This window comes from Nocardia brasiliensis IFM 10847 (assembly GCF_000710915.1).
GTDB classification, from domain to species: Bacteria; Actinomycetota; Actinomycetes; order Mycobacteriales; family Mycobacteriaceae; genus Nocardia; species Nocardia brasiliensis_A.
Genome location: NZ_BAUA01000070.1, coordinates 1 through 26,244, shown reverse-complemented (window position 1 = coordinate 26,244; position 26,244 = coordinate 1). Strand labels below are relative to the sequence as shown.

The window sequence follows — 26,244 nt, the reverse complement described above, 5'->3', positions numbered from 1 at the left end:
TGTGTGATTAATTCTCGCGCGGCGGCTTGTGCGCCGGCCCGATGATTCCTTTGGCGAGGAGCTGGTCGCGTAGGCGCCGCAGGTCGGTGAGGTCGACCCCGGCCACAGCGGCCAGGTCGGCATCCATCCACGGCCCTTCGCCATGGCGGTCCAGAGCCACGTCGACAGCTGCGGCGATCTCGTTCTCATGGGCGGCGACGAGCACCGGCTCCAGTTCGGCCAGCACCTGGGTGATCCGGGGCGGCATCGCCGCCGCCGGCGGCGAGCTGGCGGTCGCGCTCGGCACGCAGGTAGTCCGCGAGGTCGCGCAGTCGCCCGGCGGCCTCGGCGACGAGGGTCAGACGCTCCTCGGAGTCCATATCCCCAGCGTGCGCCCGGCCGAGTCTCTGGTCCACCCCCGGCGGCGGACGCTGTCCACGGGGATCGGCGGATCTCACTAGTATTTCCGCGCTCGGGGCGCAGGGGCCCAGCACGACGACGAAGGGGGAACCGATGGCCGACGACAATCCGTTCAGCGCCTACTTCACCGCGCCGGAAACGACGACGGCGTCCGAGGCGGACAAGCCGCAGCAGCGGCGGCCGCGCCGACCCCGGCGTCGTGAGGCCGAGCCCCAGACGATCGGGACCACGCCGGAGACCTGGCCACCGCCGGAGCCGGAGGCCTACGACGACGACAGCGAGGAGTTCGAGCCGGACTACCCGACCGCCTACACCCCGCCCGAGCAAGACCGAGGCGACGACGTCGAGGCCGCCGCGGCCGACAACGGGTACACCGGCGACTGGAACGACTGGAACACCGAGCTGCCCGCCCGCGACGACGAGCCCGCGGGGCGGTCCGGCGATGAGGTCGATTGGGACAACTGGGCCACCACGACCGCCGCCGAACAGAGCGGCGACTACGTGCCCACCCCGACCCTGCCGCGTCTGACCGACTACGGCGGGGGCGGCAAGATCGCCCGGCGCCCACGCCGCAACTACGACGACGAGCGTTTCGACGGCGACCGGGGCAAGACGAAGGTCGTCGCCGCTGTCGGTGGGATCGTCGGTGCGGTGGTCCTGGTCGCCGTGGTCGGCGGCGTGGCCACCGTCCTCGGCGACGACACCGCCACCCCCACGCAGGCAGGCGCGACCGGCCCGCACGCCGCGGCCACCACGACGGCCGCGGCGGTGCTGCCCGCTCACGGGCTGCCCGGGTGCGAAACCTTCCGTAGTTCGTCGATCACCATCAGCGCCGAGCCCGGCGATACCTCCTCCCCGCAGGGCGCGATCCTCGGGTTCGAGCACAGCTACTTCGTCGACCGCTCCGCGGTCAAAGCCCGGTCCTTCGTCACTGCCGACGCCCACGTCGGCAACGAGGCCGCCCTGGCCACCGGCATCGCCGGTCTGCCTCAGGACGTGCGCTACTGCGTGCACATCGCCCGCGGCGACGCCACCGACACCTCGGTGTGGGACGTGACCGTGCGCCAGCAGTGGCCCGAGGACCTGGCGGCGGAGAAGGTCGCCTACGTCATCCGCACCGCCGAGGTCTCCACCGGCAGCTTCCGCATCACCAGCATCACCTACAAGTGACGCGCCGCCCGGGTGCCTGACTAGATCAGGATCACCAGGGCGATGAACACAGCCAGCCCGACCGGGAACCACCACCACCGAACCCCCAGCGGGGGCGGGATCTCCGGCAGCGGCCCGGACAGACGCCGGCGTCGGTCGCGCTCGTCCGGGCCACCGACGCGGTTGAGCGCGTGGACCTGGCGCTGCACCTCATGGATGGTCGGCGCGAACCGTTGCCCCGGCGACGTCGGGCACGACGGGCTCGAATGCCACCCCAACGCACACCGGTCACACCGATAGCCGCCTCCGTACATGGCCACCACCTCCCACCCATCGCGCCGGTCAAAACGGTGCTCACCGTAGCCTGCCCACGCCCACCACGTGAGCACACGAAAACCCACCAAAATGCCGACACACCTCTTGCACCATCAGTGAGATTCCGGGGAAATTCGTCCGGCGAAATTCGGTATCCTCGCAGAATGGAGGCCAAAACCTGCCCACGCTGTGGGACGAAAGTGGTCGTCGCGCCAGGCCGAGGCAGGCCCCGCCGGTGGTGCTCCAACGAGTGCCGGCGCCTGGCCTCCGAAGAACGCCGCGCAGCGCGGCGAGCCGATCGTCCGGTCGAGATCCGCGAAGAGATTCGCGAGCGCGTCGTCGAGCGCAGCCGCCCACTCTCACCCGACGCCGCAGTCGATCGGGTGCTCTCCAACTCCGCCGCGACGGAGAAACTTCTGCGCGTGCTCGCCTACCGCATGCGCCACGACCCACCGATCACCCCGCACCAGCAGTGGACGCACACGCAACTCAGGTTCGTGGTCAGCGATCTCTCGGCCGCGCACAACGAGGTCGACGCCATGCCCCGACAGGGCCCGGGAAGCTTCGCCTACCCGTCGGCGCCGAGCGCACCCGCTAAACCGGTGGCTTCTACGGATCGCGCGGGTGCGCTGCGTGAGGCCGTGGCGTTGGTGATGACTTCGCCTCGAGCTGTTCGCGAAGTCCTCGTCGCGCTGGCAGATCAAGCGCGCAAGGGAATGCTGGCCGATGCCCAGCATTCGAGCACCGTGGCTGCCGCCGAGTCGCTGTTCGGTGCGCTGGTCGGCTCCGGAACGCTGCGCCGTCGACGCTGAACGCCACGGTCGCGACGAGGTGAGTGGCAAGCCAGCGAAGCTGGCGCGCCAGCCCGTTGCGCGAGCCGCCGCCCACCCGACCGGACGATCCGCACCCCGCCGGCCGCGGCCCGCTCCCTCCCCACTGCTTCACTCCCACCGCCTTGTCCCGTTGTTTCCCGGTCCGCCCCGTCCCCGGTATCAAGACCACCCCCGGTCCAAGGAACGCAGAGCGGGGGTGGTCTTGATACTCGGAGCCTGCGAAGAGAGGGGACGGGGCGGACCGGGAAACAGCCAGATCAACACCGACAACCTCCCCTGGATTACCCCCTGGATCAGCCCCTGGACCAGGTACTGGATTACCCCCTGGACCCAACCCTCGCGCTAATCCAGGGGCTAATCCACCCCGTAATCCAGGGGGTAGTCCACCCCCAAACCTCGTCAGCGCTCGGGCCCGCGGCCGCGGTCCTGCCCGGGCCCGTACGGGTTGTAGCCCTGGTACGGACTCGGCCCAGCCGGAGGCCTTGGAGCAGTCCAGCCTGGCGTGGACTTGCCGGGCTGCTTGCCGCCCGGTGGTGTCATCGGGCCCGCAGCGCGCGAGACCGTGCCCGGCTTCCACGGCTGCGTCGGCTCGCCGGTGATGTGGCCGAACTCGTCGACAGGAACGGTGCCGGGGCGCCCGGCCATCGCGACCCGCTTGACCCGCCACCCCTCCAACCCCGCGGTGACTTCCTGCTCCACGGCCGCGCGGTCCTCGCGGTTGATCACGGCCAGCGAGCGCCGCGCGGCCGCCCACGGCGGGGACCCGACTTCCTTCACGCTCACCGTCTTGCGCGTCGGATCGATCCCGGCCGCACGCATGTGCACCTGAGTCAGCGACCGGTGCGCGTGCGAGGCGAGCATCTTCGCGGCCTGGGCGCGGTCACGCTCGGCGAGCATGTCCATGATCGCCAGCAGGCACTCGGTCAGCGCGACCGCGAGCGCGACCTTGCTCGCGGCGTCGGACTGCATCGACCACAGCATCCGCGCCACCGCGCGCATGCCCTGCCCGTGCACCTGCTGCGGGCGGCGCCGGTGCGCGGGCAGCTGCCCGGCGCGAGCGAGCTGGCGCGAGACCGAGTCCAGCGGGCCCGGCTTGGTCTCGGTGCGCACCGACGCCGCAGCGAACAGCCCGGCAGTCTGCGACGCGGCTTTCGCCCACGCGTCGCGGTCGCTCGTCGGGATGGTGGACATGTACTGGCTCCACCGACCGAGCTGACGGATCGCGTCCTGCTCCGACATCGGGCTCGGGCCGATCGCCCGACCGGTGCGGGTGGTCGCCGGCCGCGCCCACTCCGCGACCGCCGCGGTGCGTGCATCCTCGGAGGTGTCCCATCCGGTCCACCCGCGCAGCGACGACAGCGTGAGGTCCTTGGCGAGCTGACCGCCGCCGTACCAGATCGCCTTCTCCCAGTTCCCGGTCTTGGTGTTGCGCTGCGCGGGCATCCGGATCGCGTAGCCGACGACCTCGTCGGTGCCGCCCTTGGCGAACCGTGGCCGCAGCACCATCCCGGCGCCGCGCAGTTCGCGCACGAACTCCGCCTCGGACTCGGTCGCGGTCGCGACCGCGCGCACCCGGCGCCGCAGCGCTTCGCGATCGGTCTCCGGAGCGCCGACCCGTTCGGCGCGGCCGCGCTCGTCCGGACGGGTTGCTTGCTCGGTGGCCCGGTCCTCCCGGGAGGCGAGCACCTTGAGGCCGAACTCGCGCTCGATGGTCGCGGCCGCGGACTGCGAGCGCGGATGATCGCGGCGCACATCGGCCAGCGATCCGTCCGGACGAACGACCGCCATCGCGATGTGGATGTGATCGCCGCCGCGCTTGGTCAGCCCGTGATGGATCGCGGTCCACCGGACATCCGGTGCGCCGTCGGCGCGGTCGACGAACTCCATCTCCTCCATGAACCGGCGCGCGATCTCACCCCAGCGCGCGGTGTCGAGCTGACCCTCCTTCGGGTCCAAACTCAGTGAGCAGTGCCAGACGTTCTGATCCTTGGTCGCGGCGTCGAACGCTTCCTTGCGCGGCACGCCCTCGGCGATCTTCGCGCGCGCTTCGCGGTAGTTGGTGACCAACACCGGCTCCCCGCGCAGCACCGTCTGGCGCGGCGAGTCGAGCAGCTTCGCGAGTTCGCCCGCGCGCGCGACGTCGATGCGCCCGGCGTAGACCGCCATGGTCACGATGTCGCCCGCGATCACCGTGGGATCGGTGTGCTCGTTGGCCCGGCCGGGCCCGGCGAGGTAGCGCAGCAGCCCGCCCATGTCCGAGCCCTTCACCACGTTCGGCATCATCGCCGCATCACCCGCCCGCGATGTCGCCGTCGACCGCGGCCGCCCACTCCTCGCTCACCGCCAGGTCCGCCTCGACGACCACCGACGTCTCGGTCACCGCCGGCGGCTTGCCCATCACCCACCGCGCGGTCGCGTCCACACTCAGGCACGCGCGCACCACCGCGTGCAACGCGTCCAGGTGCGCGGCCATCACATCCGGCGCGAGGTCCCCACGCACCTGGTGCATGTACCGGGTCTGCTGGTTCACGTTCGCGCCGATCCGCCTGATCTGATCGTCCAACTCGAGCAGCCGCATCGCCGCGTGCGCGCGGCCGGCCTCGACCCGGCCGGAGTCGCGCGCCGACTCCACCAGAAGCCGCGGCACCGACACACCCGCCTCGGCAGCCCGGCGCGTGAGGTCCTCGTGCTCAGCATCCGAGAGCTTCACGATGTGGCGATGCGGGCGGCCGCCGGGCACGTTGGCCTGCCGCTCGCGGCGCACCGACGCCCGCCGATTCGACGACTCTCCAGCCATCCCGCAGCCTCCCTCACAGCCCAGCGCAGCGACCACCCGAACGGGTGGGGTGACCGTCTTAGGTCACCTAAATACTAGCTCGCTCCTTCTCAAATCGTCCACGTTACGGGACCGCGCTGGTTGGTGAGATGCGCGGGTCTTGCAACGGGACCTCACCGGCGGAATTTTCGTCCAGGCTGCGGCCACCGTCGCAGCCTGGACGGCACACATGCGGAGCGGGCCGAGGTGCTCGCGACCGAGGCAGCTGAGGAAGGCGATCGAGGCGGTCCGGGTGGGAGGGGACGCGCTCGGCGGCCGCGGCGCCGGCGCGTACCGGCGACAGGATCGGCGAGTAGGTCACGTAAGGTCTGCACACGACAGGGCCCTGGCGGATATGCGCCGCCAGGGCCCTGTCGCTTGTGTTCGGGACGGAGATCAGATCGGGCGGGGACCCACCACCTGGTCCACGCGAGCGAGCGCGCGGCCGACCGTGGAGTGCGCGAGCGCGACCTGAGTGCCGATCGCGTTGGCCTTGTAGCCCTGCGAAGCGAGCAGGTAGATCTCGGTCAACACGCTCACGGGCTGTTTGCTGAGTCCGCGCTCGGACACCGCGCGCGCATACCGGGCTGCCTCCGCGCGCGACAGCTCGCGATCGAACGGGCCGTGATCGTCCGCGCGCGATCGGTCGCCGCGCGCGATCGGCGCGGGCTCGGTCGCGCGCGCGAGCGCACCCGTGGTCGAGGATTCCCGCGCGCGATCGGCGCGCAGCGGCCGCGCGCGATCGGTGTCCTCGCGCGCGATCGAGACGAGCGCGATCGGCGTCCGCGCGCGATCGAGGGCCTCCTGTTCGAGCGCGATCGGCTCCTCGACGGGAGTGATCTCCGCGCGCGGCCGCTCGTCCTCGATGGCGTCGGTGAGGGTGTGATCGCTGTCGTGCGCGGCGATCGGAGCGTGATCGGTTTCCAGCTCAGGCTGGGTGTGCGCGGCGATCGACGTGCCCTCCGCGCGCGCGGCGCTGTCGTCTCCGTGCGCGATCGGCGCGCGATCGGTCACGTGCTCGGACTGCTCGTCGCGCGCGATCGGCGCGGGCTGACCATCCTCGACCGGGCGCGCGAGGGTGTCGGTGTCGCGCGCGGTGTGCGCGGCGCGCGCGATCGACTGAGCGATGGTTCCGCGCGCGGGACCGCTGTCTTCGCGCGCGATCGGCGCGCGATCGATGCCGCGCGCGGGCTGCTCGTCGCGCGCGATCGCCTCGTCCGTCCGCGCGCGATCGGCCGCGGCCGATGTCGCGCGCGGGTCGTCGCTGGCGTCCTCGCTCGCGCGCGGCAGCGGGGTGGTTGCGGGATCGTCGATCGCGCGCAGCTCATCCTCGTACTCGGCGAGCACCGCGGCTTCGTCCTCCGCCGGCGGCGTGACCGCGCGCGCCGGGACGGTCGGTGTGGTCCGCGCGGCGGTGGCGGTGAGAGCGTCGAGGCGCTCGGCGATGTCGTCGCCCTCGGCGTCGGCGGCTGCCTTGGCGCGGTCGATGGCCAGACCGTAGCGCCGCTGGACCACTGGGTGCGCGAACAATGCGACGCCGACCATCACCGGCGCGACGGCGTGCACGACCGCACCGAAGGCATCCAGCTCGCGCACGTACGGGTAGACGTTGAGCCCGATCGAGCCCGCCAGGAGCGCGTACTCGATGCGCCGGATGCGGTGCTCGCCCTCGGTGACGCCCCACCGCGAGACCGAGGCGCCGGAGACCATGAACACCACGAGCACGATGCTGATCGTCGCCTCGAGGAGGTAGCTGCCCCAGTACAGCGGGTCCGACGGGCCGCCAGGAGCGACGTTGTGCTGGACGTTGAGCGCCGACCACAGCATCGAGGCCATGACCACTGCGGTCAGGCCGCGCGCGCACAGCTGCTTCTGCCGGTGCAGGCGAGCGATGTCGAATGTCGCGCTGCTCGACCGCAGCCGTTCGGCGATCGCACGGCGCGCGACGACCAGGTCCGCAGCTTCGGCGCGGACCATCTCTTCCTGCGCGCGACGGACCTCACCGGCGATGGTCTGTGCGGACTTCACCGCCTCGATCGACTCGGACCGCTGGTGGTCGCGGACGAGTTCGGCGGCCGCGCGCTCGTCGCGCAGCTCGCGTTCGGACAGAGCCGCGATCAGTGCGGGGTCGTCCTGGTGGGCCAGGCGCGAGTGCGCGGCCGCGACCCGGGCGGGCAGCGGCGCGTGCAGCAGCGGATCGTCCTCGGTGGATTTGCGTCGGAACATCAGTGGGTCTCCTTCGGCGTGGTGGTCTCGGCGAGCTGGGTCTGGAGTCGGGTGATGGTGTTCTCGGCGGCCGCGAGTGCGCTCTGCAAGGCGTTGGCGCCGGCCTCGGCGGCCTGCTGCACGCGAGCGATCTCGGCGAGGTGGTCGGTGCGCTGCTGCTCGCGTTCGGTGCGGGTCTGGGCCCGGACCTCGGTGAGCTCGCGGCGCAGTTCGGCGATTTCCTCGCGTGCGGTGGTGGCATCCTCGCGCGCCTGCTCGCGCGCCGCTGACAACTCCGATCTGACCTGGGCAAGCTCGGTGCGCGCGGTCTCAGCGCGGGCCTCGGCCGCCGCGGCCGCGGATTCCGCGCGCTGCTGCGCGGCCGCCGAGTCCGCGACGCGGGCATCAGCATCGGCGTTGACCCGTTCGACTCGGGCGGCGTGATCGCGGGTGAGGGTTTCGACCTGCTCGGTGGCGTCGCGGCGGGCCTGCTCGGCAGCAGCGGCCGCGGCGGCCGCGCGTTCCTCGGCGGCCCGGGCCTCGGCCTGCGCGGCGGAGGCGGCGGCTTCAGCGGCCTGTACCCGTGCGGCCTCGGCCTGACGGATCGACTCTATTTCGGTAGCGGCCTCGGCACGGATGGTTTCGATGCGCTGCTCGGCCTCGACCAGGGTGCGATCACGCTCAGCGAGCGCGTCTTCGGCAGCACCGTCGGCGAGCTCCTTGTCCTCGAGGGCGCGGTCACGCTCGCGACGGGCGGCGATGGCCTCGGCCTCGGCCTCGTCGGCGCGGGCCTGCGCAGCCTCGACCTCGGCCTGGGCTTCGCGCCGCATGGAAGTGACCTCAGCGACGGCAGCGTCCGGATCACCGGCGGCCGCGACCACCTCGACGACACGGTCGAGCAGTCCGCTCATCTGCTCGCGGTGCCCGGAGGCGACCATCTCGATCTGGGCGAGCAGGTCGGCCAGCGAGGCCCGCGCCGAGGTCACCGGCCGGGGCGTGGAGCGCTCTCGCTGCACCGGAGCCTTGCCCACCGCCGCCAGCTGCAGCTCACGCTTGCGCTGGAAAGCGCCGGCGCGGTCGTGTCGACGGCGCTCGCCGTCGGGGTCGATGCGGTCGGCGCCGCAGTAGTCGGACTTGCGGCCGGGACGAGGCGCGCCGTCGTCCAGGGCGCGGCCGCACACGGCGAATTCGCCGGATTCGGCGTCGAAACCGGTCGGGAACTGGCAGATCCGCGCCGCGACGGAGGTCTCCGCGGCCGGGGTCTCGGGCTGTTCGGTCATGACTCGATCCTACCCGAATTACGTTCCGATTGATACGTTTTCAACAGATCAATTCGTTTCGTTAATACGTTTTATCGAAACGAATTGATGATGCTAGCTAGCGTAGCTAGAGGTACTTGCTATGGGTGTTACGGTCTCGGTGTGAGCGCATCTATCACCGGCGGACCGCGCCGGATCGTGTTGGCCAACCAGAAGGGCGGGGTCGGCAAGACCGCGACCACATTGGGCCTGGCCAGCGCGATCAAGGACGCTGGCGGCCGGACGCTGATCGTCGACATGGACCCCCAGGGCAACGCCACCACCGGGGTCGGCATCGCGGTCGGCGACGGCCAGCTGACCGTGAAGAACCTGTTCGATCCCGGCCGGGAGCCGGGTTGTCTCGTCGACGTGGTGGTGGCCTCGGAGTGGGAGGGGGTAGACGTCGCCCCCGCCGACACCGAGCTCGGTGTGGTCGCGGAGTCCGGCAACGCCGATGTGGTGTGGCGTCTGGACGCGGCGTTCGACGGACTCGACCTGTCGGCCTACACCGCGATCCTGTTCGACTGCCCACCGACGTTGGGCACTCTCCTGTTCGCGCCCCTGCTCGCCGCCGATGAGGTCATCGTCGTCACCGAGCCCACCGGCGACAGCCTCCGAGGCGTCAGCGAACTCGAGAAGACAGTCTTGAAAGTGCAGCGACGGCCGAACCAGCGGCTGCGGATCGGCGGCATCGTGGTCTCTCGCCGCCGCGCCCGCGGCGAGCACATCGCCCGCGAGCCCGAGCTGCGCGCCGCCTACGGCAACCTCGGCGACGGAAACGGCGGCCTGGTCGCCCGAACCGTCATCCCCGAGCTCGGCGCCCGCGAGGACGCCCACACCCTCGCCCAGCCGATACACGAGTTCCGGGGCGGCAAGGCCCTGGCGCTCCAGGTCGCCTACACCGATCTCGCCCGCGAGCTCGACCTACTGCCGAACGGGGTACACGCATGAGCAACATCAACCGACCACCGGCGATCAAGCGCGCACACCCCGCCGACGCCCTCCCCGAAAAGCCCTCCCCCACTCCGGAACTGTCGACCATCCCACCGTCGGCCGCCGCGATCAGCTACCCGGCCCCTCCGCCGCCGGCGGAGCTCGCCGAGCGGCTCATCGAGCAGCACAACGTGAGGATCCGGCCGTCGACCAAGGCACGGCTCTCGCGTGCGGTCGACAAACTGCGCTACGAGACAGGTGACCGCACCATCTCGGCCGCCTCCCTCACCGATCGCGCCATCACCGAGTACCTGGACCGCCACGGCTGCTAGCTAGCGCCGCTACAGCCGCTATGGCCTTCTGAACTGCGTATATCCAATTCTCAAGCGTTGTTAGCTTGGGTTGCTAGCACGGCTAGCTAGGCATGTGCAGGCAGCATCACTCGCGATGCGAACTCGCGGTGCTGTCCCAGTGAGCTCAGCTATCGCGGGCCAACCGGGCGATCTCGCGCCGTGCCTGGTCGGCGGCCGCGCGGGATGCCGCAGCCGCGCCGACTGCCCGCTGGCCGGCCTCGGCCGCGGCCGCCAGCGCTGCGTGCCGGGCGGGGGAGTCCGGTGCGGCAGGGACTTTCGCCATCGCCGCGGCCCGGCGCCGGTCCCATTCGGCCCGCGCCTCGGCGCGCTGCTCGAGGTCGAGGGCGACCTCGCGGGCCCGGTCGAGCAGCATGGGCGGCTCGTCGACGGGCACGGGCTTGAGCAGCCACGCCAGGTAGGCATACGGGTCACGGGGCTGGTTGTAGATCCGGCGCCCGGACAGATAGACCTGGTCCAGGGCGGCCACGACGTCGTCCACGGTCCACCCACCCTCGACGGCTCGACGCGTCAGCACGGCCGCCAGCCCCTGGCGGCCTGCCTGACGTAGCCAGAGCGGGAATCGTTCGTCTGCGCGGCATCTGGAGGCCAGCAGCAGGGCTCTGGGATCGTATGCCCGGGGCGCCCGGCGAGCCCTTCTCTTGTCCTGGCCGCGCGGAGCGCGTCTTTCCATCCCGTTCTTGTTGGGAGTAACCACGCTGGAATGGGAGATAATCCGGTTACCAGTGCTACGCCCTGGTGGGGTGCCAAAACCCTGGTGGCGGAGGGATTCGACGTGTGCTTGCACGAGGTCGTTATCCACAGGGAAGAGCCGGGATTCGTGCAGGGCCGAGACTGCCGCCCAGCCTCGGCTGCGGTCGTTGCGGCGCCATGAGTCGAGCCGTTCGAGCTTGGTGCGCTGGCGGCCGCGGAACACGACCGTGCGGGTCTCGAGGACGGCCACGAGCCGCCTGCAGCGGTGCACAGTGGATTCACTTCGGCGGGTGAGAGTTTGGAGCTGGCGCACGGTAACCCGCGAGTTGCGACCGGTGCTGTAGTCGGCGCCAGCGGACTCGCCATGGAGGTAGGCCAGGAAGGTCTTGCGGCCCACCGATTCACACCGTCCGGCAGCTCTCAGCGCGGTGTAGTGGGTGTCGTAGAGCGCGAGGTTGTGGGCTGTCCACCGCAGCCTCGACCACCAGCACCCTGGGACTTTGTCGTAGGCGTCGTCGTCGAGCTCAAGCCGCAGGGGTGGCAGTGGGAACAGCGAAGCCGCCGTGACAGGCACGTACCTGCGACGGCGGGGGGAGGCACTACAGCCTCCTGAAATGCGTGAAGGTAGCCCGCGCCGCGCGTAAACAGAATCGTGACCGATCGAACGGCCGCCGATGCTTTGTTGCGCACGACGTGCTGGGCTACCCTTAAGACCGCTCGACAAAGCGTGGTCCTTCAGGGCCTAGAAGCGCCCCCGGCTGCAACCGGGGGCCTTCTGCGTTTATGGGGTCATCCGCGATCTGGCTGCGGAGTCCTCGGCTATGCCGAGATCGGGAGTTCCTCCTGTCCGGGGTTGTCGCCGGGGTAGTCGGGGAGTCCGAGCTCGCGTCTCAAGGCGATCTCGAACAACGCTCGTTTGCTGAGGCCGCGCTTGATTACGGCGGCCTCCAGGGCGTCACAGACCTCGAAACTGAGGTTTGTGCCGACCGGTTTCGTCGGCGGGAGTCTGCGGGGCTGCGGCATAGCTACCAGTACTAGTACATTCCAGCCGGATCGAAACCGCGACACGCCGTTTCGATCCGGTGTACCGATTACTCAGCGGGCGGTGAGGCGACCACCGTAGAGACGAGCGTCGCCAACTCCGCCTGCTCCCACTCACCACGAATGCCGGGACGTTCGAGCAGGTAGCGTGCGATCTGGGGTGCGGTCCACCCGTGGGACTCGTGTAGTCCGGTGCTGATCATCTGTAGGTATCGCGCTGAAGGGCGGCGCAATTCGACGCTGTGTACGTCCCAGGGCGAAGTGAAGGTGAGTACCGGGACGCCATCGATCTCGCCGGCCTTTACGAGCGTTTCGTACCGACCAGGGCCGAGTCGGCATCGGCCGGTGTCGAGGACCTCGCTGAGGTCGAGGTCGAGCTTGGGAGTCCGGTACATCTCTTGGGTCAGCAGGTCCGAGAACTGGCCGTGAGTCAGCCGGTACCCCAGCATCGCGGCGCCCTCGGGCCAATCGGGTCGCTGGTGGTCGGGTGCGTAGAAAGCAACGCCACCGGTCCACACCGGGCTTTCCCATGCGAAGTAGATGCTGCCGGGCATCACCAGTGGCTGAGTCTCCAAAGGCGGTGTCTTGTCACGGAATCCGGGATAGACGTGGTTGGTTCCGGGCGGGGAACCGCCCTCGATGTAGTACGCCAGTCTCTGCGCGTGCAGGTTGGAGCCGTAGGCGGCGTACCAGACTTGGTCGGTCATGGCGTCCTTTCATCGAGGGTCAGCGGCATCCGGGGTGGCGTTTAGTCGTCGAAGTCGGGGTGTGCGCTACCGCTGATGACGCGGTAGTACATCCCGTTGGCCTGTCGGATGCCGCGGGACTCGTCGCTCAGCGCACGAGCTGCCTGCTCCAGCGCTGCGTTCCAGTCGGTCGACAGTTCCGGGTTACGCAACTTCATGACGAGCTCGGCGGCTCGGTCCCAGATCGCGGCCTCGCCGGTCGGGTCATGCGGTTGGGGCTCAGTGGACATCAGATGGTCCTCTCGGGTCGGTAGTTGCCGTTGGTGGCTGGGCGGTTCTCAGGGACGTAGAGGTCGTATTTGAGCCGCAAGGCGTCGCCGGAAAAGACGCTGAGCAGCACTCGGACTCGCCGACCGCTCGCGTCGATACCGACACGAGCGTGCTGGCCTACAGGCGTGCCGGGCTGCTGGTCGAGCAGCTCGGCCTCGTCGGGCTCGGGCATGCGGACGGTGATTTCGTCGGAGAACTGCACCTGACGGAATCCCAAGGCGCGATAGATGCCGCCGGGATAGACCACGTTGCTTTCCGCGCGAAGTGGAGCAATGCCGTCGATCTCCATGTTCGCGATATCGAGCGGCGTCCAGGTGTCAGCGATCATCGCCAGCTGCTCTGGCACTTGAGGTTTCGTGACGAAGCGCAGACGACGCCGACGCAGCAGTAGCGTGCCGGGCTTGCACTGGAGGTAGCGCGCGACCTGCGAGGTAGCGGGCAGTTCGGTGACGCCGGCGACGACTTGGCGGGTCTGCCAGCCGTCGGCGTGAGCGTCGGCTTCCCACTGATCAACCATGTTGACCGGGTCGTCGGAGTAGGCGCCCAACTCGAACTTCGTGAGATGCCAGGTGATGAGGTCGCGGCTGCGGACGGTGCGCCCGATCCCCGCGACGGCCGCGCTGACCATGCCCTCCTGCTCGAGACGCAAGATCGCTTGGCGGACCGTCGGTCGGCTGAAGCTGTATCGCTCGGCCAGGTCGAGCTCGGTCGGGATTCTCTCGCCAGGCTGAATCCCGCCGCTGGTGATCTGCTCGCGGAGGTCGTCGTAGACGATCTTCCATCTCGGTCGCGTGCTCATGGTCTCCATCATCTCTGTAAGGACAGACAAGACAAGCCTATTGCCATGTCTGAGACTTTGTCATTACAGTCTATACAGACCTGACGAACATGACAGTAACGTCAGAGAAGGGGACTCAAATGACAATCCATCGAGATGGGCAGTGGCTCGTCGCCACTCGCACCGAGCACGTCGCCTGTGAGCGCGAGCGGGGCATGTACCGGCTCTCGCTGCTGCCGCAGCAGCTGGTCACGGCCCCGCAGGCGGTGGCCGGCCTCGCGATCGCCGAGATCGTCGACCAGTGGGGTCCGCTCCTGTGGGAGGACAACGCCAACGTCGCGATGGTCTGGAAGTTGATCGCGATGCACGCCCGCGCCCTGGGCCTGGACGCGCTGGACGCGGTGGTCCGGGTGCAGCAGTCGGAGTGGCCGATGACCGCCGCCGAGCGGGCGGAGTGGAACCGATGAACATCCCTTCCACCTGGTCGCGCGACATCTGGCGTCGCGCAGCAGCTCCCACTATCCCCGCGGTGTACATCGCCGACGGGCACATGGTCAGCGAGGCGACCGAGCACCACGCCGATGCGATGGGCGGGGACCGCTGGGTCGTCGACTATCTGCCCGGTCGTCACCTGACCCAGGACCAGGCGCGCGCGGCGATGAAGATCGCCATCGCGCCGGACAAGCCCGAGGTCGAACGCTGGGCCTCCTCGCTGGGCCTGACCACCGCTGAGGCGCTGGGCTACCTGGCCATGCGGGTGGGGGCGTGATCGCGATGGCCACCACGTACACCACCGCCAAGGGCGTGCAGCTCGCCGTCGGGGACCTCTACACCGACATCTACCGCGACGGCGCCCGGGTGCTGCTGGTCACCGACATCGCCACGCCCACGACCGATTTGAAGGGCCGCAGCCGCTGCGAGATCACCTACCGGGTGGTCATGCGTGACGGCGCGCGGATCACCTCGGCGCGGACCCAGCGCATCGACGCCGACCGTCTGGCCGATCCGAAGCTCTACGCCCTGGTGACCGACCCGAAGCTGGTCGCCCGGGTGCGGGAGGTGCAGGCGTGATGCGCACCCGCTACGTCGACATCTACGTCCCGGTCGGTCCCGGTGCGGGCAGCGGCAACCCGGTCGCCGCGATGGCCGCTCTCTTCGGCGCGGTGATCGTGCTGGCGCTGCTGGTCATGGTCGCGGTGGTCTTGGCGTTCCCGAGCCACCGGTACCCGACCGAGCCGGTGCAGGTTTCCACGGTGCCGGTGACTTCCACGGTGCCGGTGTGCGCGGCGTTCTGCCAGGACGGCGGTGCGCAGCGATGAGCACCGAAACCGCGCTGGACCCGGTGTTTTCGGCCAAGCGGGCGTGCCGCACCGTGCCGACGAACGTGTTCTTTCCCGAGCCGACCGACGAGGTGACCTTGTCGCGGGCCCGCGGCGTGTGCGGGTCGTGCCCGCTGCTGCGCCAGTGCGCGAGCTGGGCGGGCCCGCTGGTCGAGGCCCGTCTGATCACCGAGGCCGTCGTGGCCGGCGTGCTGACCCCGCCTCCGGCGGCCAGGCGCTACGCCGCGGCACGCAAGGCCGCCGTCCACGAGCTGGCCGCGATCGCCGCCGGTGACCGAGACCAGATCGCGGTCGCGTGATGGCCATGACCGACACCGCTGGCTACGTGCGGGTTTTCCGTCTCGTCCGGGACCGCGACGTCACGGGGTTCTCCGGTGCCGGTCATGTCGCCGACGGCGTGGTGTGGCCCGACGGGACGGTCTCGATGCGCTGGCGCGGCCCGCTGCGCACGACCGTCACCGCCGACTGCATCGACGACATCCAGACCATCCACGGCCACGACGGCGCCACCCGCGTCGTGTGGGCCGACCTAGGAGGTGCGGCATGGACCGCCGCGTGAAAGACCCCGGAACCAGTTCGACGTTCGACGAGTGCAAGGAGCTGATTGCCGTGTCCGCCGTGGGTGGTCTCACGATCGCGACCAGGACCAGCATCACCCTCGGTGAGGCCCTGTATGCCGATGTGCAGCAGGAAGTCCCGTGGAACCCGATCGCGCTGGCGATCAACCTCGCGACCGGGCAGCTGCACTGGACCGGTGCGGCCACCGGCGGTGCGGTCACCCTCGCCGCCGCTGTCGCCGCGGGCGCGGCCGGGTCGGTGTGGGGCTGGCGGGCAGCGTGCCGCAAGTGCTCTCAGCTGGCCCAGCGTCGCGGCGAGCGCAAGGAAGCCCGCCGCGAGGCCAAGATCGCCGCGCAGGAGATCGACGCCCAGGCCCGCTACATGGCCGACGGTCGCGAGCTGGCCGACCTGCACCGCAACGCGATCCTGAAGAAGGCCACCCAGCTGGGCGTGCAGATGGACGTCGACGACGCCCCCGGTGTGATGGTGGCGCGCAACGTCGTCGACGGCGCGACCATCTACGGCTCGTATGAGGACCTGCACCTCGACATCTGGGGTCCCCGCTCGGGCAAGTCGACCTCGCGGGTGATCCCGGCGGTCATCGAGGCCATCGGTGCGGTCGTGGCGACGTCGAACAAGCGCGACGTGGTCGATGCGACCCGTGAGATCCGCTCCGAGCGCGGCGAGACCCACGTGTTCGACCCGCAGGGCGTGGCCGAGGAGGAGTGCACCTGGTTCTGGGACCCGATCGCGTGGGTCGCCGGGGACGACGGCGGCCGCGGCGCCCAGGTGCGGGCGGCGATGCTGGCCGCGCACTTCGCTTCCGGCGGGGACGCCGACAGCCGGGATGCGTTCTTCGACCCCGAGGGTGAGGGCCTGCTGGCCGGGCTGATCCTGGCGGCCGCGCTGGCCAAACGCCCGATCACGCAGGTGTTCGCGTGGGTGACCAAGCACACCGACCAGGAGCCGATCGACATCGTGGCCTCCGGCGGCTACGAGCTGGTCGCCGGTGCGCTCTCGGACCAGTACAACGCGCCCGACAAGCAACGCAGCGGCATCTTCTCCACGGCGAAGAAGATGGCGGGCTGCCTGCAGTACGCCCACATCGCGCCGTGGGTGTGCCCGCCGACCAAGAAGGAGCGCCCGCGCCGCGAGTTCAAGGTCGCCGACTTCGTGCGCTCCCGCGACACCCTCTACCCGCTGAGCAAGGAAGGCCCCGGCTCGGGCGGCCCGCTGGTGGCGGCGCTGTGTGAGGCCATCACCTTCGCCGGCGCCGATCTGGGCACCCGCTACCCGGGCGGCCGGATGCCGGTTCCGCTGCTGGTGGTGCTCGATGAGGCCGCCAACATCGTCAAGTGGCGGGACCTGCCCAAGCAGTACTCCCACTTCGGATCTCGCGGCATCGTCGTGATGACCGTGCTGCAGTCCTGGGCCCAGGGCGTGCGCTGCTGGGGCCCGGAGGGCATGACCGCGCTGTGGTCGGCGGCCAACATCAAGGTGCTCGGTGCCGGTCTCGACGACGCCGGATTCCTGCGTGACCGCTCCGAGCTGATCGGCCCGCACTACGAGCTGACCACCTCGGTCAGCAAGTCCAAGGGCCAGGGGCCGAACTCGCGCTCGCAGTCGGTCTCGACCTCACGCACCAGCGAAGTCACCCTCCATGCCAGCGATCTCGCCGCCCTGCCCAAGGGCCGGGTCGTGGTCTTCATCTCCGGGCACAAGCCGATGCTCGGCGCCACCGTGCCCTGGATGGCCCGGCCGTATGCGCCCCGGATCCGGGCCGCCCTCGACGCCATCGCCACCGCAGCGCAGGCCCCGCGGCCGGTGCTGTTCGCCGTCCCCAACCCCGACCAGGAAGGAAAGTCCGCATGACCACCACGACCGAAAACACCACCGAGAGCACCGAAATCGCTGACCCGGCCGCTACCGAGGCCGCCGCGGTGCTCGGTGGGGTCGACCTGACCGAGTCGCTGTCGGCGGCGGTACGCAAGGCGGTCAACTCGCAGGTCACCGCTGCCGCGAAGGAGATCGCCGCCGGTGCGGTCACCGACTTCCTCACCGACGACGTCGTCGCGACGATGCGCGAGACCGCACTGCTGGAGGCCGAGGCCGCGGTCAATCCCGACGCCGCCGCGGCGATCGCCGCCCCGGCACAGCCGGAACCGGAGCCCGCGGCCGCCGTGGCCGTCGAGCCGGAGGAGGAGCCGCGGAAGCTGCGGTTCGAGCGTCTGGATCTGTTCGTCGAGCAGTACGTCGCGAACATGTACCGGCGTGAGGTGTCCCGGCGTGGCACCGAGTCCAAGATCCGCTGGTGCCCGCAGTGGTGGGACCACGGCGAGGCGGTGGGCCGCCTGGACGCGCTGTGGACGGCGTTCGAGCAGATGCGCCTGGGCGAGGGCTCGGAGATGGCGGCGTGGTGGACCCAGTTCGCCGATCCGCTGATGGCCGCGCTGTTCGATATCGAGGGCGTCTTCAAGTACTGCAGCGTCACCGAGGGCCACAACACCACGATGAAGCGCCTGCCCACGGTCCCCGCCCCGCAGGGCTGGTTCCAGGACGGGCACGCCCACGACGGTCCGGAGCCGGGCATGACGGCGTCGGGGCTGTACCTGCCGCCGCCGTCGACCGGCCGGGGCCGCGTGGTGGTCGCGATCGATGAGTTCGGCGAATGACTGCCCAGCAGACCCGCCCGCAGCTGGGGTCGTGGGAGAAGATCACCGCCGCACTGGAATCCACGGTCGGTGAGGGCAAGCCCTCCGGGGACTGGCTCAAGTACTGCTGCCCCAGCCACGAAGGCGACGGCCGCGCCCACAAGCCGTCGCTGGGGGTCAAGTACGACCGCGAGCAGCAGCGCACCGTGGTGCGCTGCTTCGCCGGGTGCGAGAACGAGATCGTCCTCGAGGCGCTGTCGCTCGAGGTCAAGGACATGTTCGATCGGCGCCCCGACCGCGCCGCTGGGCGGGGCCGTAGCGCATATCGGCCCCGCCCGGTCCAGCGGCCGGCCTCCCGATCGGACAAGGCGCTCGAAGCCGCGGGGCTGCCGCCCAAGCAGCCCGGCCGCCCGGATCTGGGGCGCCAGACCTCGGCGTGGAAGACCGTCGAGGCCTACCCGTACCTGCGGGCCGACGGCACCGTCGCCGGTGAGGTCGTCCGCAAGGAAGCCCGGTTCGAGCACGGCCGCGACAAGGAGTTCACCCAGCGCCGCTGGAACACCGAGGCCGGGGTGATGGAGAAGGGCGGGTTCGAGCCGATCCCGTTCCAGCTGCCGCAGGTCCTCGACACCATCGCCGACGGCGGCGTCATCTACATCGTCGAAGGCGAGAAAGACGCCAAAGCAGCCGCTTTGGCTGGGCTGACCGCGACCACCAATGCCGGCGGCGCGATGGTCTGGGGCCCGGAGCACTCGAAGTGGCTGCGCGGTGCGGGCACGGTCGTGATCGTCGCCGACCACGACACCGCCGGATACCGGCGCGCCGACCGGGTGCTCTCAACCCTGGAGGGCCTGGTCGGGCGGGTGCGGGTCGTTCAGGCCGCCACCGGCAAGGACCTCACCGACCACTTGATGTGCGGCCACGACATCAGCGAGCTGGTCCCGATCCCGCATCTGGACCCCTACACCCACGGCCCGACCGCTGTTGCAGCGCAGGCCGTTTCCACTCCCGCAGCCGAGACCTCCACCGTCTCGGCTGCTCCGTCTCTCACCCCTGAAGGAGCCCCCGTGCCCGAATACCTGCTCGCCCCCTCCGGCGAGATCCCCCAGACCCACTCCGACGAGGTCGATTCCATCGGCGCGCACTGGTCGACGTTCATGCGGCTGTTCATGCAGCAGCTGACCGAGATCGCCCGCAAGCAGGCCGAAAAGCGCGCCCACGCCGAGCGGGTCGCCCGCGAGAAGTCCGAGCGGGAAGCCGAGGAGCTCGCTGTCCGTCACGCCGCCGAGCAGAAGGCGGTGGAAGTGCGGCTGCGCAAGCTCGCCGACGCCGGCCTCGACAACGCCAGCCGTACCCAGCTGGCCGAGGCCATCGTCGACGCGGCCGCGTGGCGCGACGACTCGCAGGTCGCCGCCCAGGTGATGACCCAGCTCAGCGCCCAGGTGAACCAGCGCTTCGGTGTTCGGATCGACCCGGTCACCGGTGAGGTCGTCTCCGGTGTCACCCCGGATCTGGCCGGTGCGCTCATGGGTGCCGAATCCGACCGCGCGGCTGCGGCCCGCCTGGTCACCGCGCAGAAGCGGATGGTGGAGCTCGTCGCGAACACCGGAGTCGACGAGGACCGCAAAGCCGAGCTGTACGCGGCGATCGAGACCTGGCGCGCCCACCCCAGCGCGCGGGCCCTGACCGAGCTCACCAAGGTCATGGAGGCCAAGGGCATCCCGGAGAAGGTGCGCACCGAGGCCCGTTTCGTCGCCGTCTACCTCGGCCGTCCGGGGGATGTGGTGCCGATGGCCGATCTCGCCGAGACCCGCGCGGTGCAGCCCACCGCCGAGCTGCGGCGCCTGCCCGAAGCACTCGTCGACCACGGCGAGGAGGTCAAGCCGCGCGTGGACGACCTGCTGCGCCGCTATCAGGACCGGGTCGCCCATGGTGTCTCGACCGAGTCGATCCGCACCCAGCTGTCCGAGGCCATCGCGGTGATGACGCCGGAGGACCAGGAAGCTGCCCGCGACCGCGGCCGCGCCATCCACAAGGCCCCGACCGAGGAGTTCCCGCCGCTGTGGCCCGACCACGTCGACCGCGACGAGCTGGCGACCAAGATCCGCATGTACGCCACCCTCGCCCCGCAGGCCGAGCTCGCCGCAGGGAAGGCCGCCGATCTCGACGACGCGACCGCGGCCGGGCTGATGCGCCAGGCCGCCAAACACCGCTCGGCCATCACCAAGGCCATCAAGTCCGGCAAGGGCCTGCACACCTACGAACGCGACCAGATCGGTGCGGTCCTGCGCGACATCGAAGCGGGCAAGACCCAGACCCCGGACATGCTGTTCGTCGACGATCGGTCCGCGGCCGCCGTCGACGCCGACCGCGCCACCGGGATCGCCCGCGACACCAGCTACGCCCACCGCCGCCAGGCCGAGCAGATCCTCACCTCGAATCAGGCGCCCGAGGGCACCGCGCGCCGCGTCCGCACCGAGCTCGGTCGGGTGATGGACGCCCAGACCGAGCTGGGCCGCGGCCATGGCACCCTGCCCGATTACGAGCGCCTGGGCCTGGATCAGCAGCTCGGCGCCAAGCTCGCCGCCGTCGGTGTCTCGGAGCCGTTGCGCAACAAGATCGCCCACCACCTCGACTACGCGGCGGGGGAGTCGGCCAGTGCGGGCAAGGCCGCCCAGCGCATCGCCGACCGGTGGGCCGAGCGCCGCGACGCGGTCGTGGTGGCCCGCTCGGTCGCCGGCGCGGCCGCCGGTGCGGCGGGCCCGGACTACGACAGCCCCGAACGTCGCGCCGACCTGGAAAAGGACGTGCGCGCGACCGGGGTGAGCGAGGACTCGGTCGCCCAGCGCATGGCCGCCGATGCCGGACGCGCACGGCCGCCGAGCGCGGCGGTGCGCAACGCCCGCGGTGGCACCCGCCGGACCTCGCCGGGTGTGGGCGTCTCGCGCACCCACCACCGCGGCCGCCCCGGCAAGGGCCCCGAAAAGGGCCTGGGCCGGTGAGGTTTCGGCGATGACCACGCACGACGAGCAGCCCGACACCTACCCGTGGCGGGCTGCTCCGCCTCACCTGATGACCCGCCGCCAGCTCCGCGCCGCCGGCCTCGCCCCCGGCGGCGCCCAGCCAGTCGCGGTCATGGTCCGCCAGACCACCCGCCGCGGTAAGGCCCGCCGGATCTGGGCCGCGCTCTTCGACTCCACGGTGGCCCCGCCCAAGCGTGAGGCCACCCCCGCCCAGCTCGAAGCAGTCGCCAAAGCCGTCCGCGCCCGCAAGCTGCGCGCCGCGCAACGCCGCGGCCTCACCGAGGCCGACCTGACCCAGACCGGTGATCCCGGACCGGCCTGGACCACCACCCACCAGGAGGAAAACACCATGACCGTCACCACCGCCCACGACCAGGCCCTCCAGCTGGAGAAGGCCTTCGAGGAGGCCCTGGCCGCTGATCTGGCGACCTGGCCGACCGACGGCCGCACCGTCGACCGCGAGCCCAGCCCCGCCGTCACCCACGCAGGCACGCAGTTCCACGAGCACCTGCGCGCTCACCGTGAGGTCCTGGGACGCGACCAGACCTGGAGCGCGGCGTACGCGGTCCTCGACGCCGAAGCAGACGCCGAGATCGACGCGATCACCACCGAGGTCGACCAGCTCGCGGCGGCCGGACAGATCCCGGCGGACATGGCCGCGACCGTCCACGCGCTGGTCGAGGGTAAGACCCTGTTCGGCCACCCGGTGAACACCGAACCCGAAGCCGGAGTCCCCGACTTCGAGGCCGCTGAGGAGCTCGCCTACCAGCTCGAGATCGACTTCGAGAACGCCGTCGCCGGCGCCGACCCCGCCGAGATCGACGCCGCCCGCGGCGCCCTGCTCGACCACCTGCGTACCCACCGAAGCGAGATCGAGGGCGCGAACCACTGGGACGGCTGGTACGCGCGTATCGACCGTGAGGGGCAGCCCGAGCCGGTCGGGCACGGCCAGCGTCGCGCCCAGCTCCACGCCCTGGTCGCGGTCAACCGCGCCCGCGCCAACCTTCGGCAGTTGGAGGCTGCCGCCGGCGAAGAGCTCCCGCCCACATACTTCGCCGCCCGGACCGCGGCCGAGGAGCGCATGACCCAGATCCCTTGGCAGAACCCCGATTCGGTGTCGATGATGCTGGCCGACGCGCTCACCTGGCGGGAGCAGTCCCCGCTCGCGGCCGAGCGCGCTGATCAGCTCATCGCCTCCTACGCCCACGAGTGGGGCGTGATCATCGACCCGCAGGCCATGAAGGTCACCATCGACGGCGGCCACGACGCCGATGCCCGGCAGGCCTTCTCTGACGCGGCGGCGCTGTGGGCGCGCGAGCGAGCCGCGATCGGCATGCTCGCTGCGGCACCGATCAGCCCGGGAGCCAAGCCCGCGGTGGAGGAGGCGTTGCAGCACTGGTCCGGCGAGCAGGGGATCGACCCGGCCGACCCGCACGGCCACCTCGACACCGAGCAGGCACGCCGTGCTCAGCTCACCGTCGCTCTCGACCAGGCAAAGCTCAGCGAGTCCGACCGGGCCATCGTCGATTTCACCGTCGACTACCTGCGCGGCGACACCGCCGACCTGGATCTGCTCGCCACTCCGGTGGTGGTCGACCCAGGTGAGGAGGCCCGCGGCCGGATCGGCGCTCTGCTGGGCCGGTTCGCTGCCAAGGAGATGTCGGGGACGATCATCACCGAGGAGCTGAAGGTGATGACGGCGGCGGATCAACAGACCGTGCGCGCGATCGGGCTCGCGCTCAAGGCGGGGGAGCGTCCGGAGCTGGACCCCTGGCCCGACTACATCGACCGCGAGCAGCTGGCCGAGAAGATCTCCTCCTACGTCATAGACGCCGAGGAGCAGGCCATGGAGGCCGACTTCCTCGTCGAGGACGAATTCCACGAGCGCGACCAGATCGGGATCAGCGACGAGATCGGCGACCGCATCCCCCGGATGGCGGCCGCACGCGAGGAGCTGCGCGCCATCGCCGTCGACGGCAGAGGCCTGGCCCCGATCGAGCGGGCACAGCTCACCGCGGTGCTCGACGACATCGACCTCGGCCGGATCCGGCGTGAGGACCAGACACCGGAGCTGATGTTCGCCGACGAGCGCACCAAATCCGAGCTCGACCACCTGCGCACGATCAGGTCGGCCGCCTCGCTCCGGGAGACGTTCACCGAGTCGATCACGCAGCAGATCGACGCCACCGGCGTCACCGGTGTGACCGCCACCGAGCAGCAGACCTCGGCGGTGCGGTCAGCGGTCGCCGACCTGGGCGAGACGGTCCTCTCGGTGGCTATGGGCGCCACCGAGGGCGTGGATGCGGCGCGGCGCCGGTTCATGCAGCAGCGCGATGTCCTCACCGGCAGGATCGGCATCGCTGGCGCCGAGGAGGCCCAGCAGAACGAGATCCGCGCGCACGTCAACACCATCGGTAGGCAGGCGGGGCAGCTCGGTCGCCGAGCGCACGAGCGCAGCACGGCCTGGGAAGCCCGCATCGAAGCGGTCGTAGCCCAGCGCGACGACCGCCTCGCCCAGCGCCAGGCCACCGCCTCGGTCCGCAGTGGCCGCGCACCACGCACGGGCAAGTCGGTGCGCGCCGAGCAGTCCCAGACCAGCTCACCTGCCCCAGCTCCGACGCGGTCACCGGCCGGTCGCCGCCAGATCCACACCCCCGAGGTCGGGCGATGACCGAGCTGATCGACCTCTACGTCATCGCCCGACTCGACGCCGGCGACTCCGCCGCCGACCTCTACAGCTGCGAGGTCTACTACGACACCGGTACGGGCGCCTGCCACGGCCGGGCGGTCGAATCATGGTGGGAATCGGTACGTCTGGACCCTACGGTCGACGCGAGCCTCGAAGCGCTCGACCAGGCGCTGGCCTCGGCCGGGTACGCCCGGATAGGGGAGTGGCGCAGGCGGGTCACCAGCTCTGGGGCGGTGCGGTATTTCGCCGACGCGACGACCTGCATAGAGGAGCTGTGACTGGAGCGCGGTAGCCGCGCACACGAAGACTGGGGCCCTCACCCGACCGTTACTCGGGTGAGGGCCCAGCTATATTCTCAGGCTGCGAGGTCGAACAGTGTCAGCTCGGCCGCGGCCGCCGCGGCTTGTTCGGCACGCTCACGCATCGCGCAGGTCGGGCCGATGCCCTCGGCGATCGACTTCGTCGACAGCAGCCAGCCGTGGCAGCGGCGGCAGTGCGCCACGAGCCTGACTTCCGCACGGTCACCAGAGTTTCCGGCCATGCGACTTCACCTCCGAGACAGAGCACGCAATACCCGGAGTGTCGCATCGAGCACCGACAGGAAGCCGCGTGTCAGGTGGTGGTCGGCGTGACGGTGGCGAGTCGGGCGCACCACTGCGCCAGCGTTTCCGGGTCGAGCAGCTGGCGCGCGACGGCCTGGTCGACGTCGAGCGGTTGTGCGGTGACGATGATCTCGCGGTGGTTCGGGTCGTCTCGGGGCTCGAAGAACCAGTGCGCGACGTCGACGATCTTGACCGACATCTGCTGTCCGGCGAGGTCGAAGTTGAGCCGCTCGCCCACGCGCGGAACGGCCAGGCCCTGCACCGTCACGGTGACTATCTGGTCAGCGTCGGCGTCGACCAGCACGGCCAGGGTGTAGCCGACGGGCCCGTCCAGCTTCGGGATTGCACTCCCGACAGCAGGTTCGTTGATGCTCACCCGGCCATCCTCGCGTTTACGGCGCGTTCTCGGGCGAAATCCGTGTTCGACTACCTCCGAACAGAAAGGAACCCCGGCGATGTGCCTGACTGCCGAAGCAGCCGGTAGGGATCGTTCCGGGGTTTTCTGCCACCCAGTATAGCCTCGGCGATCGTGACACCTGTTGGATGGTCAGCCGCAGATTTGCGGCGGTTCTTGTCCCCGGGCCGGTTCGACCGCTACACACAGCTGGCGGGCTCAGACGCGGCGGGGGAGCGGTTGTACGAGTGGAACCAGCTCATCGCCGGCGCCTGGCACGAGACGCTGGGCGCGTTCGAGGTCGTACTGCGCAATGCGCTCGACGCCCAGCTGGTGGTGTTCCACCAGCGTGTGCACGGTGGCAATGGTGACTGGTACGTCGATCCTGGGATGCCGTGGCGAAGCAACGCCCAGCTGGTGAAGCAGATCCGGAGCGCTCGTTCCCGAGCCACTCTGAGCGGGGCCATCCCGGAAGTTCATGGCAAGGTCGTGGCCGAGCTGATGTTCGGGTTCTGGCGATACACCCTGGCCAATACCTACCAGGCCACCCTGTGGGCGCAGGCCTACCGGCGTGCGTTTCCGCATCTGAGGCCCCAGAACCGCGCGACGGTCTACGACCCCATCACCCGGCTGCACGAGCTGCGCAACCGGGTCGCACACCACGAGCCGGTCCACGCCTGCAACCATGTCGCGCTCCTGGCCGACGTGGAGCAAGTCGTCGCCTGGATCGACCCATCCGCCGCGGCGTGGATCACCGCGACGACCCGAATCCCCACCGTGCTCGCTGCCCGCCCCTGAGCCTGTAGTCAGCAGGGGCGGGCAGCCAGACACACAGCTACTTCAGCAGCTCGATGAGGATCCGAGCGATCGAAGCGATGGCGGTGACGATAGGTGCCCACCTGCGCACCGAACGCTGTCTCTTGCCGGTCTCGTCGGTCATACCCTCCTCCTTTCTTGCGACGAGCTCGAGCGCAAGAAGCCGGAGTAATTGGGGAGGACCTTGTTCCGTCTTCACCATTTGAGCACATCGTTTTCCCAGGTCATGCCCCTAAAACCACCACAGGTGGATGCGCTTAAGTCGGTTCTGCGGGACACTCGGAGGATGTCTCGAGGTCTGGGGTTGCTGCAGCGCCAGGTACTG

28 protein-coding genes are annotated in these 26,244 nt (G+C 70.2%); 16 read left to right on the top strand and 12 right to left on the bottom strand.

The genetic code is table 11. The features are described from left to right. Positions 1–7: 7 nt before the first annotated feature. A complete protein-coding gene (locus NBRGI_RS14805) occupies positions 8–286 on the bottom strand; it encodes a hypothetical protein (RefSeq protein ID WP_148310820.1) in 279 nt (92 codons plus the stop codon). 206 nt (positions 287–492) lie between these two features. On the opposite strand from NBRGI_RS14805, the gene NBRGI_RS14795 reads away from it, so the two are divergent. Then, on the top strand, positions 493–1,569 hold the full coding sequence (locus tag NBRGI_RS14795; RefSeq protein ID WP_029896599.1) for a hypothetical protein: 1,077 nt from the start codon (positions 493–495) through the stop codon (positions 1,567–1,569). A gap of 20 nt (positions 1,570–1,589) precedes the next feature. Here the strand turns inward: NBRGI_RS14795 and NBRGI_RS48135 are convergent, their stop codons facing one another. Next, a complete protein-coding gene (locus tag NBRGI_RS48135; RefSeq protein WP_158439875.1) occupies positions 1,590–1,757 on the bottom strand; it encodes a hypothetical protein in 168 nt (55 codons plus the stop codon). Between the two features lie 489 nt (positions 1,758–2,246). Here NBRGI_RS48135 and NBRGI_RS14785 point away from each other — a divergent pair, with 489 nt between their 5' ends. Then, complete coding sequence (locus NBRGI_RS14785; RefSeq protein ID WP_148310819.1) at positions 2,247–2,675, top strand: hypothetical protein; 429 nt, start codon at positions 2,247–2,249, stop codon at positions 2,673–2,675. A 420-nt stretch (positions 2,676–3,095) separates the two neighbouring features. Here NBRGI_RS14785 and NBRGI_RS14780 read toward each other — a convergent pair whose 3' ends face one another. From NBRGI_RS14780 to NBRGI_RS43790, 4 genes are all read right to left on the bottom strand, one after another. Then, positions 3,096–4,976: a relaxase/mobilization nuclease domain-containing protein gene (locus NBRGI_RS14780; protein ID WP_370627758.1), complete on the bottom strand. Its 1,881-nt coding sequence runs from the start codon at positions 4,974–4,976 to the stop codon at positions 3,096–3,098. Between the two features lie 10 nt (positions 4,977–4,986). Then, a complete protein-coding gene (locus NBRGI_RS43795) occupies positions 4,987–5,493 on the bottom strand; it encodes a plasmid mobilization protein (protein ID WP_036559121.1) in 507 nt (168 codons plus the stop codon). A gap of 414 nt (positions 5,494–5,907) precedes the next feature. Continuing rightward, complete coding sequence (locus NBRGI_RS45195) at positions 5,908–7,737, bottom strand: hypothetical protein (protein ID WP_051727775.1); 1,830 nt, start codon at positions 7,735–7,737, stop codon at positions 5,908–5,910. After that, positions 7,737–8,996, bottom strand: coding sequence for a hypothetical protein (locus NBRGI_RS43790; protein WP_036559119.1), 1,260 nt, complete (start codon positions 8,994–8,996; stop codon positions 7,737–7,739). Before NBRGI_RS43790 ends, NBRGI_RS45195 begins: the two co-directional genes overlap by 1 nt. A 141-nt stretch (positions 8,997–9,137) precedes the next feature. Between NBRGI_RS43790 and NBRGI_RS14760 the strand changes: the two genes are divergently transcribed. After that, positions 9,138–9,965 carry a ParA family protein gene (locus tag NBRGI_RS14760; RefSeq protein ID WP_235210955.1) on the top strand — a complete coding sequence of 276 codons (828 nt, stop codon included), beginning with the start codon at positions 9,138–9,140 and terminating at the stop codon, positions 9,963–9,965. Then, complete coding sequence (locus tag NBRGI_RS14755) at positions 9,962–10,279, top strand: hypothetical protein (protein WP_029896587.1); 318 nt, start codon at positions 9,962–9,964, stop codon at positions 10,277–10,279. The genes NBRGI_RS14760 and NBRGI_RS14755 overlap by 4 nt, the downstream gene beginning before the upstream one ends. Positions 10,280–10,424: 145 nt before the next feature. Here the strand turns inward: NBRGI_RS14755 and NBRGI_RS14750 are convergent, their stop codons facing one another. The 4 genes from NBRGI_RS14750 to NBRGI_RS45190 all read right to left on the bottom strand — a co-directional run bounded on the left by NBRGI_RS14750 (position 10,425) and on the right by NBRGI_RS45190 (position 13,879). After that, positions 10,425–10,799, bottom strand: coding sequence for a hypothetical protein (locus tag NBRGI_RS14750; protein WP_029896585.1), 375 nt, complete (start codon positions 10,797–10,799; stop codon positions 10,425–10,427). 1,303 nt (positions 10,800–12,102) lie between these two features. Further along, the gene (locus tag NBRGI_RS14740; protein WP_036559115.1) at positions 12,103–12,759 is read right to left on the bottom strand and encodes a hypothetical protein; all 657 of its coding nucleotides are present in this window, start codon (positions 12,757–12,759) and stop codon (positions 12,103–12,105) included. A gap of 41 nt (positions 12,760–12,800) precedes the next feature. Continuing rightward, positions 12,801–13,028 carry a hypothetical protein gene (locus NBRGI_RS14735; RefSeq protein WP_029896579.1) on the bottom strand — a complete coding sequence of 76 codons (228 nt, stop codon included), beginning with the start codon at positions 13,026–13,028 and terminating at the stop codon, positions 12,801–12,803. Then, positions 13,028–13,879, bottom strand: coding sequence for a GntR family transcriptional regulator (locus tag NBRGI_RS45190; RefSeq protein WP_051727774.1), 852 nt, complete (start codon positions 13,877–13,879; stop codon positions 13,028–13,030). The genes NBRGI_RS14735 and NBRGI_RS45190 overlap by 1 nt, the downstream gene beginning before the upstream one ends. Before the next feature lie 107 nt (positions 13,880–13,986). Here NBRGI_RS45190 and NBRGI_RS14725 point away from each other — a divergent pair, with 107 nt between their 5' ends. From NBRGI_RS14725 to NBRGI_RS14670, 11 genes are read left to right on the top strand one after another with little or no spacing between them, the layout of a single operon-like run. Next, positions 13,987–14,313, top strand: a complete 327-nt coding sequence (locus tag NBRGI_RS14725; RefSeq protein ID WP_235210954.1) for a hypothetical protein — start codon at positions 13,987–13,989, stop codon at positions 14,311–14,313. Continuing rightward, positions 14,310–14,615, top strand: coding sequence for a hypothetical protein (locus NBRGI_RS14720; protein ID WP_081878069.1), 306 nt, complete (start codon positions 14,310–14,312; stop codon positions 14,613–14,615). The genes NBRGI_RS14725 and NBRGI_RS14720 overlap by 4 nt, the downstream gene beginning before the upstream one ends. A gap of 5 nt (positions 14,616–14,620) precedes the next feature. Next, the gene (locus NBRGI_RS14715; RefSeq protein WP_148310817.1) at positions 14,621–14,917 is read left to right on the top strand and encodes a hypothetical protein; all 297 of its coding nucleotides are present in this window, start codon (positions 14,621–14,623) and stop codon (positions 14,915–14,917) included. Further along, on the top strand, positions 14,914–15,165 hold the full coding sequence (locus NBRGI_RS14710; RefSeq protein ID WP_148310816.1) for a hypothetical protein: 252 nt from the start codon (positions 14,914–14,916) through the stop codon (positions 15,163–15,165). Before NBRGI_RS14715 ends, NBRGI_RS14710 begins: the two co-directional genes overlap by 4 nt. Continuing rightward, positions 15,162–15,485, top strand: coding sequence for a WhiB family transcriptional regulator (locus NBRGI_RS14705; protein WP_029896566.1), 324 nt, complete (start codon positions 15,162–15,164; stop codon positions 15,483–15,485). Before NBRGI_RS14710 ends, NBRGI_RS14705 begins: the two co-directional genes overlap by 4 nt. Positions 15,486–15,490: 5 nt before the next feature. Continuing rightward, positions 15,491–15,745, top strand: a complete 255-nt coding sequence (locus NBRGI_RS14700; protein ID WP_036559146.1) for a hypothetical protein — start codon at positions 15,491–15,493, stop codon at positions 15,743–15,745. Next, positions 15,730–17,616 carry a type IV secretory system conjugative DNA transfer family protein gene (locus tag NBRGI_RS14695; protein ID WP_051727772.1) on the top strand — a complete coding sequence of 629 codons (1,887 nt, stop codon included), beginning with the start codon at positions 15,730–15,732 and terminating at the stop codon, positions 17,614–17,616. Before NBRGI_RS14700 ends, NBRGI_RS14695 begins: the two co-directional genes overlap by 16 nt. Further along, positions 17,613–18,416 (top strand): DUF4913 domain-containing protein, encoded by an 804-nt coding sequence (locus NBRGI_RS45185; RefSeq protein ID WP_051727771.1) that lies wholly within the window; start codon positions 17,613–17,615, stop codon positions 18,414–18,416. Before NBRGI_RS14695 ends, NBRGI_RS45185 begins: the two co-directional genes overlap by 4 nt. Further along, entirely contained in the window at positions 18,413–21,397 is a 2,985-nt protein-coding gene (locus tag NBRGI_RS45180; protein ID WP_051727770.1) for a toprim domain-containing protein, read from the top strand. Before NBRGI_RS45185 ends, NBRGI_RS45180 begins: the two co-directional genes overlap by 4 nt. A gap of 10 nt (positions 21,398–21,407) precedes the next feature. Then, positions 21,408–24,089 carry an RRQRL motif-containing zinc-binding protein gene (locus NBRGI_RS47445; protein WP_148310815.1) on the top strand — a complete coding sequence of 894 codons (2,682 nt, stop codon included), beginning with the start codon at positions 21,408–21,410 and terminating at the stop codon, positions 24,087–24,089. Continuing rightward, a complete protein-coding gene (locus tag NBRGI_RS14670; protein WP_029896555.1) occupies positions 24,086–24,385 on the top strand; it encodes a hypothetical protein in 300 nt (99 codons plus the stop codon). Before NBRGI_RS47445 ends, NBRGI_RS14670 begins: the two co-directional genes overlap by 4 nt. A gap of 77 nt (positions 24,386–24,462) precedes the next feature. Here the strand turns inward: NBRGI_RS14670 and NBRGI_RS14665 are convergent, their stop codons facing one another. Both NBRGI_RS14665 and NBRGI_RS14660 read right to left on the bottom strand, forming a co-directional pair. After that, on the bottom strand, positions 24,463–24,648 hold the full coding sequence (locus tag NBRGI_RS14665) for a DUF6011 domain-containing protein (protein ID WP_029896553.1): 186 nt from the start codon (positions 24,646–24,648) through the stop codon (positions 24,463–24,465). 71 nt (positions 24,649–24,719) lie between these two features. Further along, entirely contained in the window at positions 24,720–25,085 is a 366-nt protein-coding gene (locus NBRGI_RS14660) for a hypothetical protein (RefSeq protein ID WP_029896551.1), read from the bottom strand. A 153-nt stretch (positions 25,086–25,238) separates the two neighbouring features. Here NBRGI_RS14660 and NBRGI_RS14655 point away from each other — a divergent pair, with 153 nt between their 5' ends. Next, positions 25,239–25,901: a hypothetical protein gene (locus NBRGI_RS14655; RefSeq protein WP_029896550.1), complete on the top strand. Its 663-nt coding sequence runs from the start codon at positions 25,239–25,241 to the stop codon at positions 25,899–25,901. The last annotated feature ends 343 nt before the right edge of the window (positions 25,902–26,244 follow it).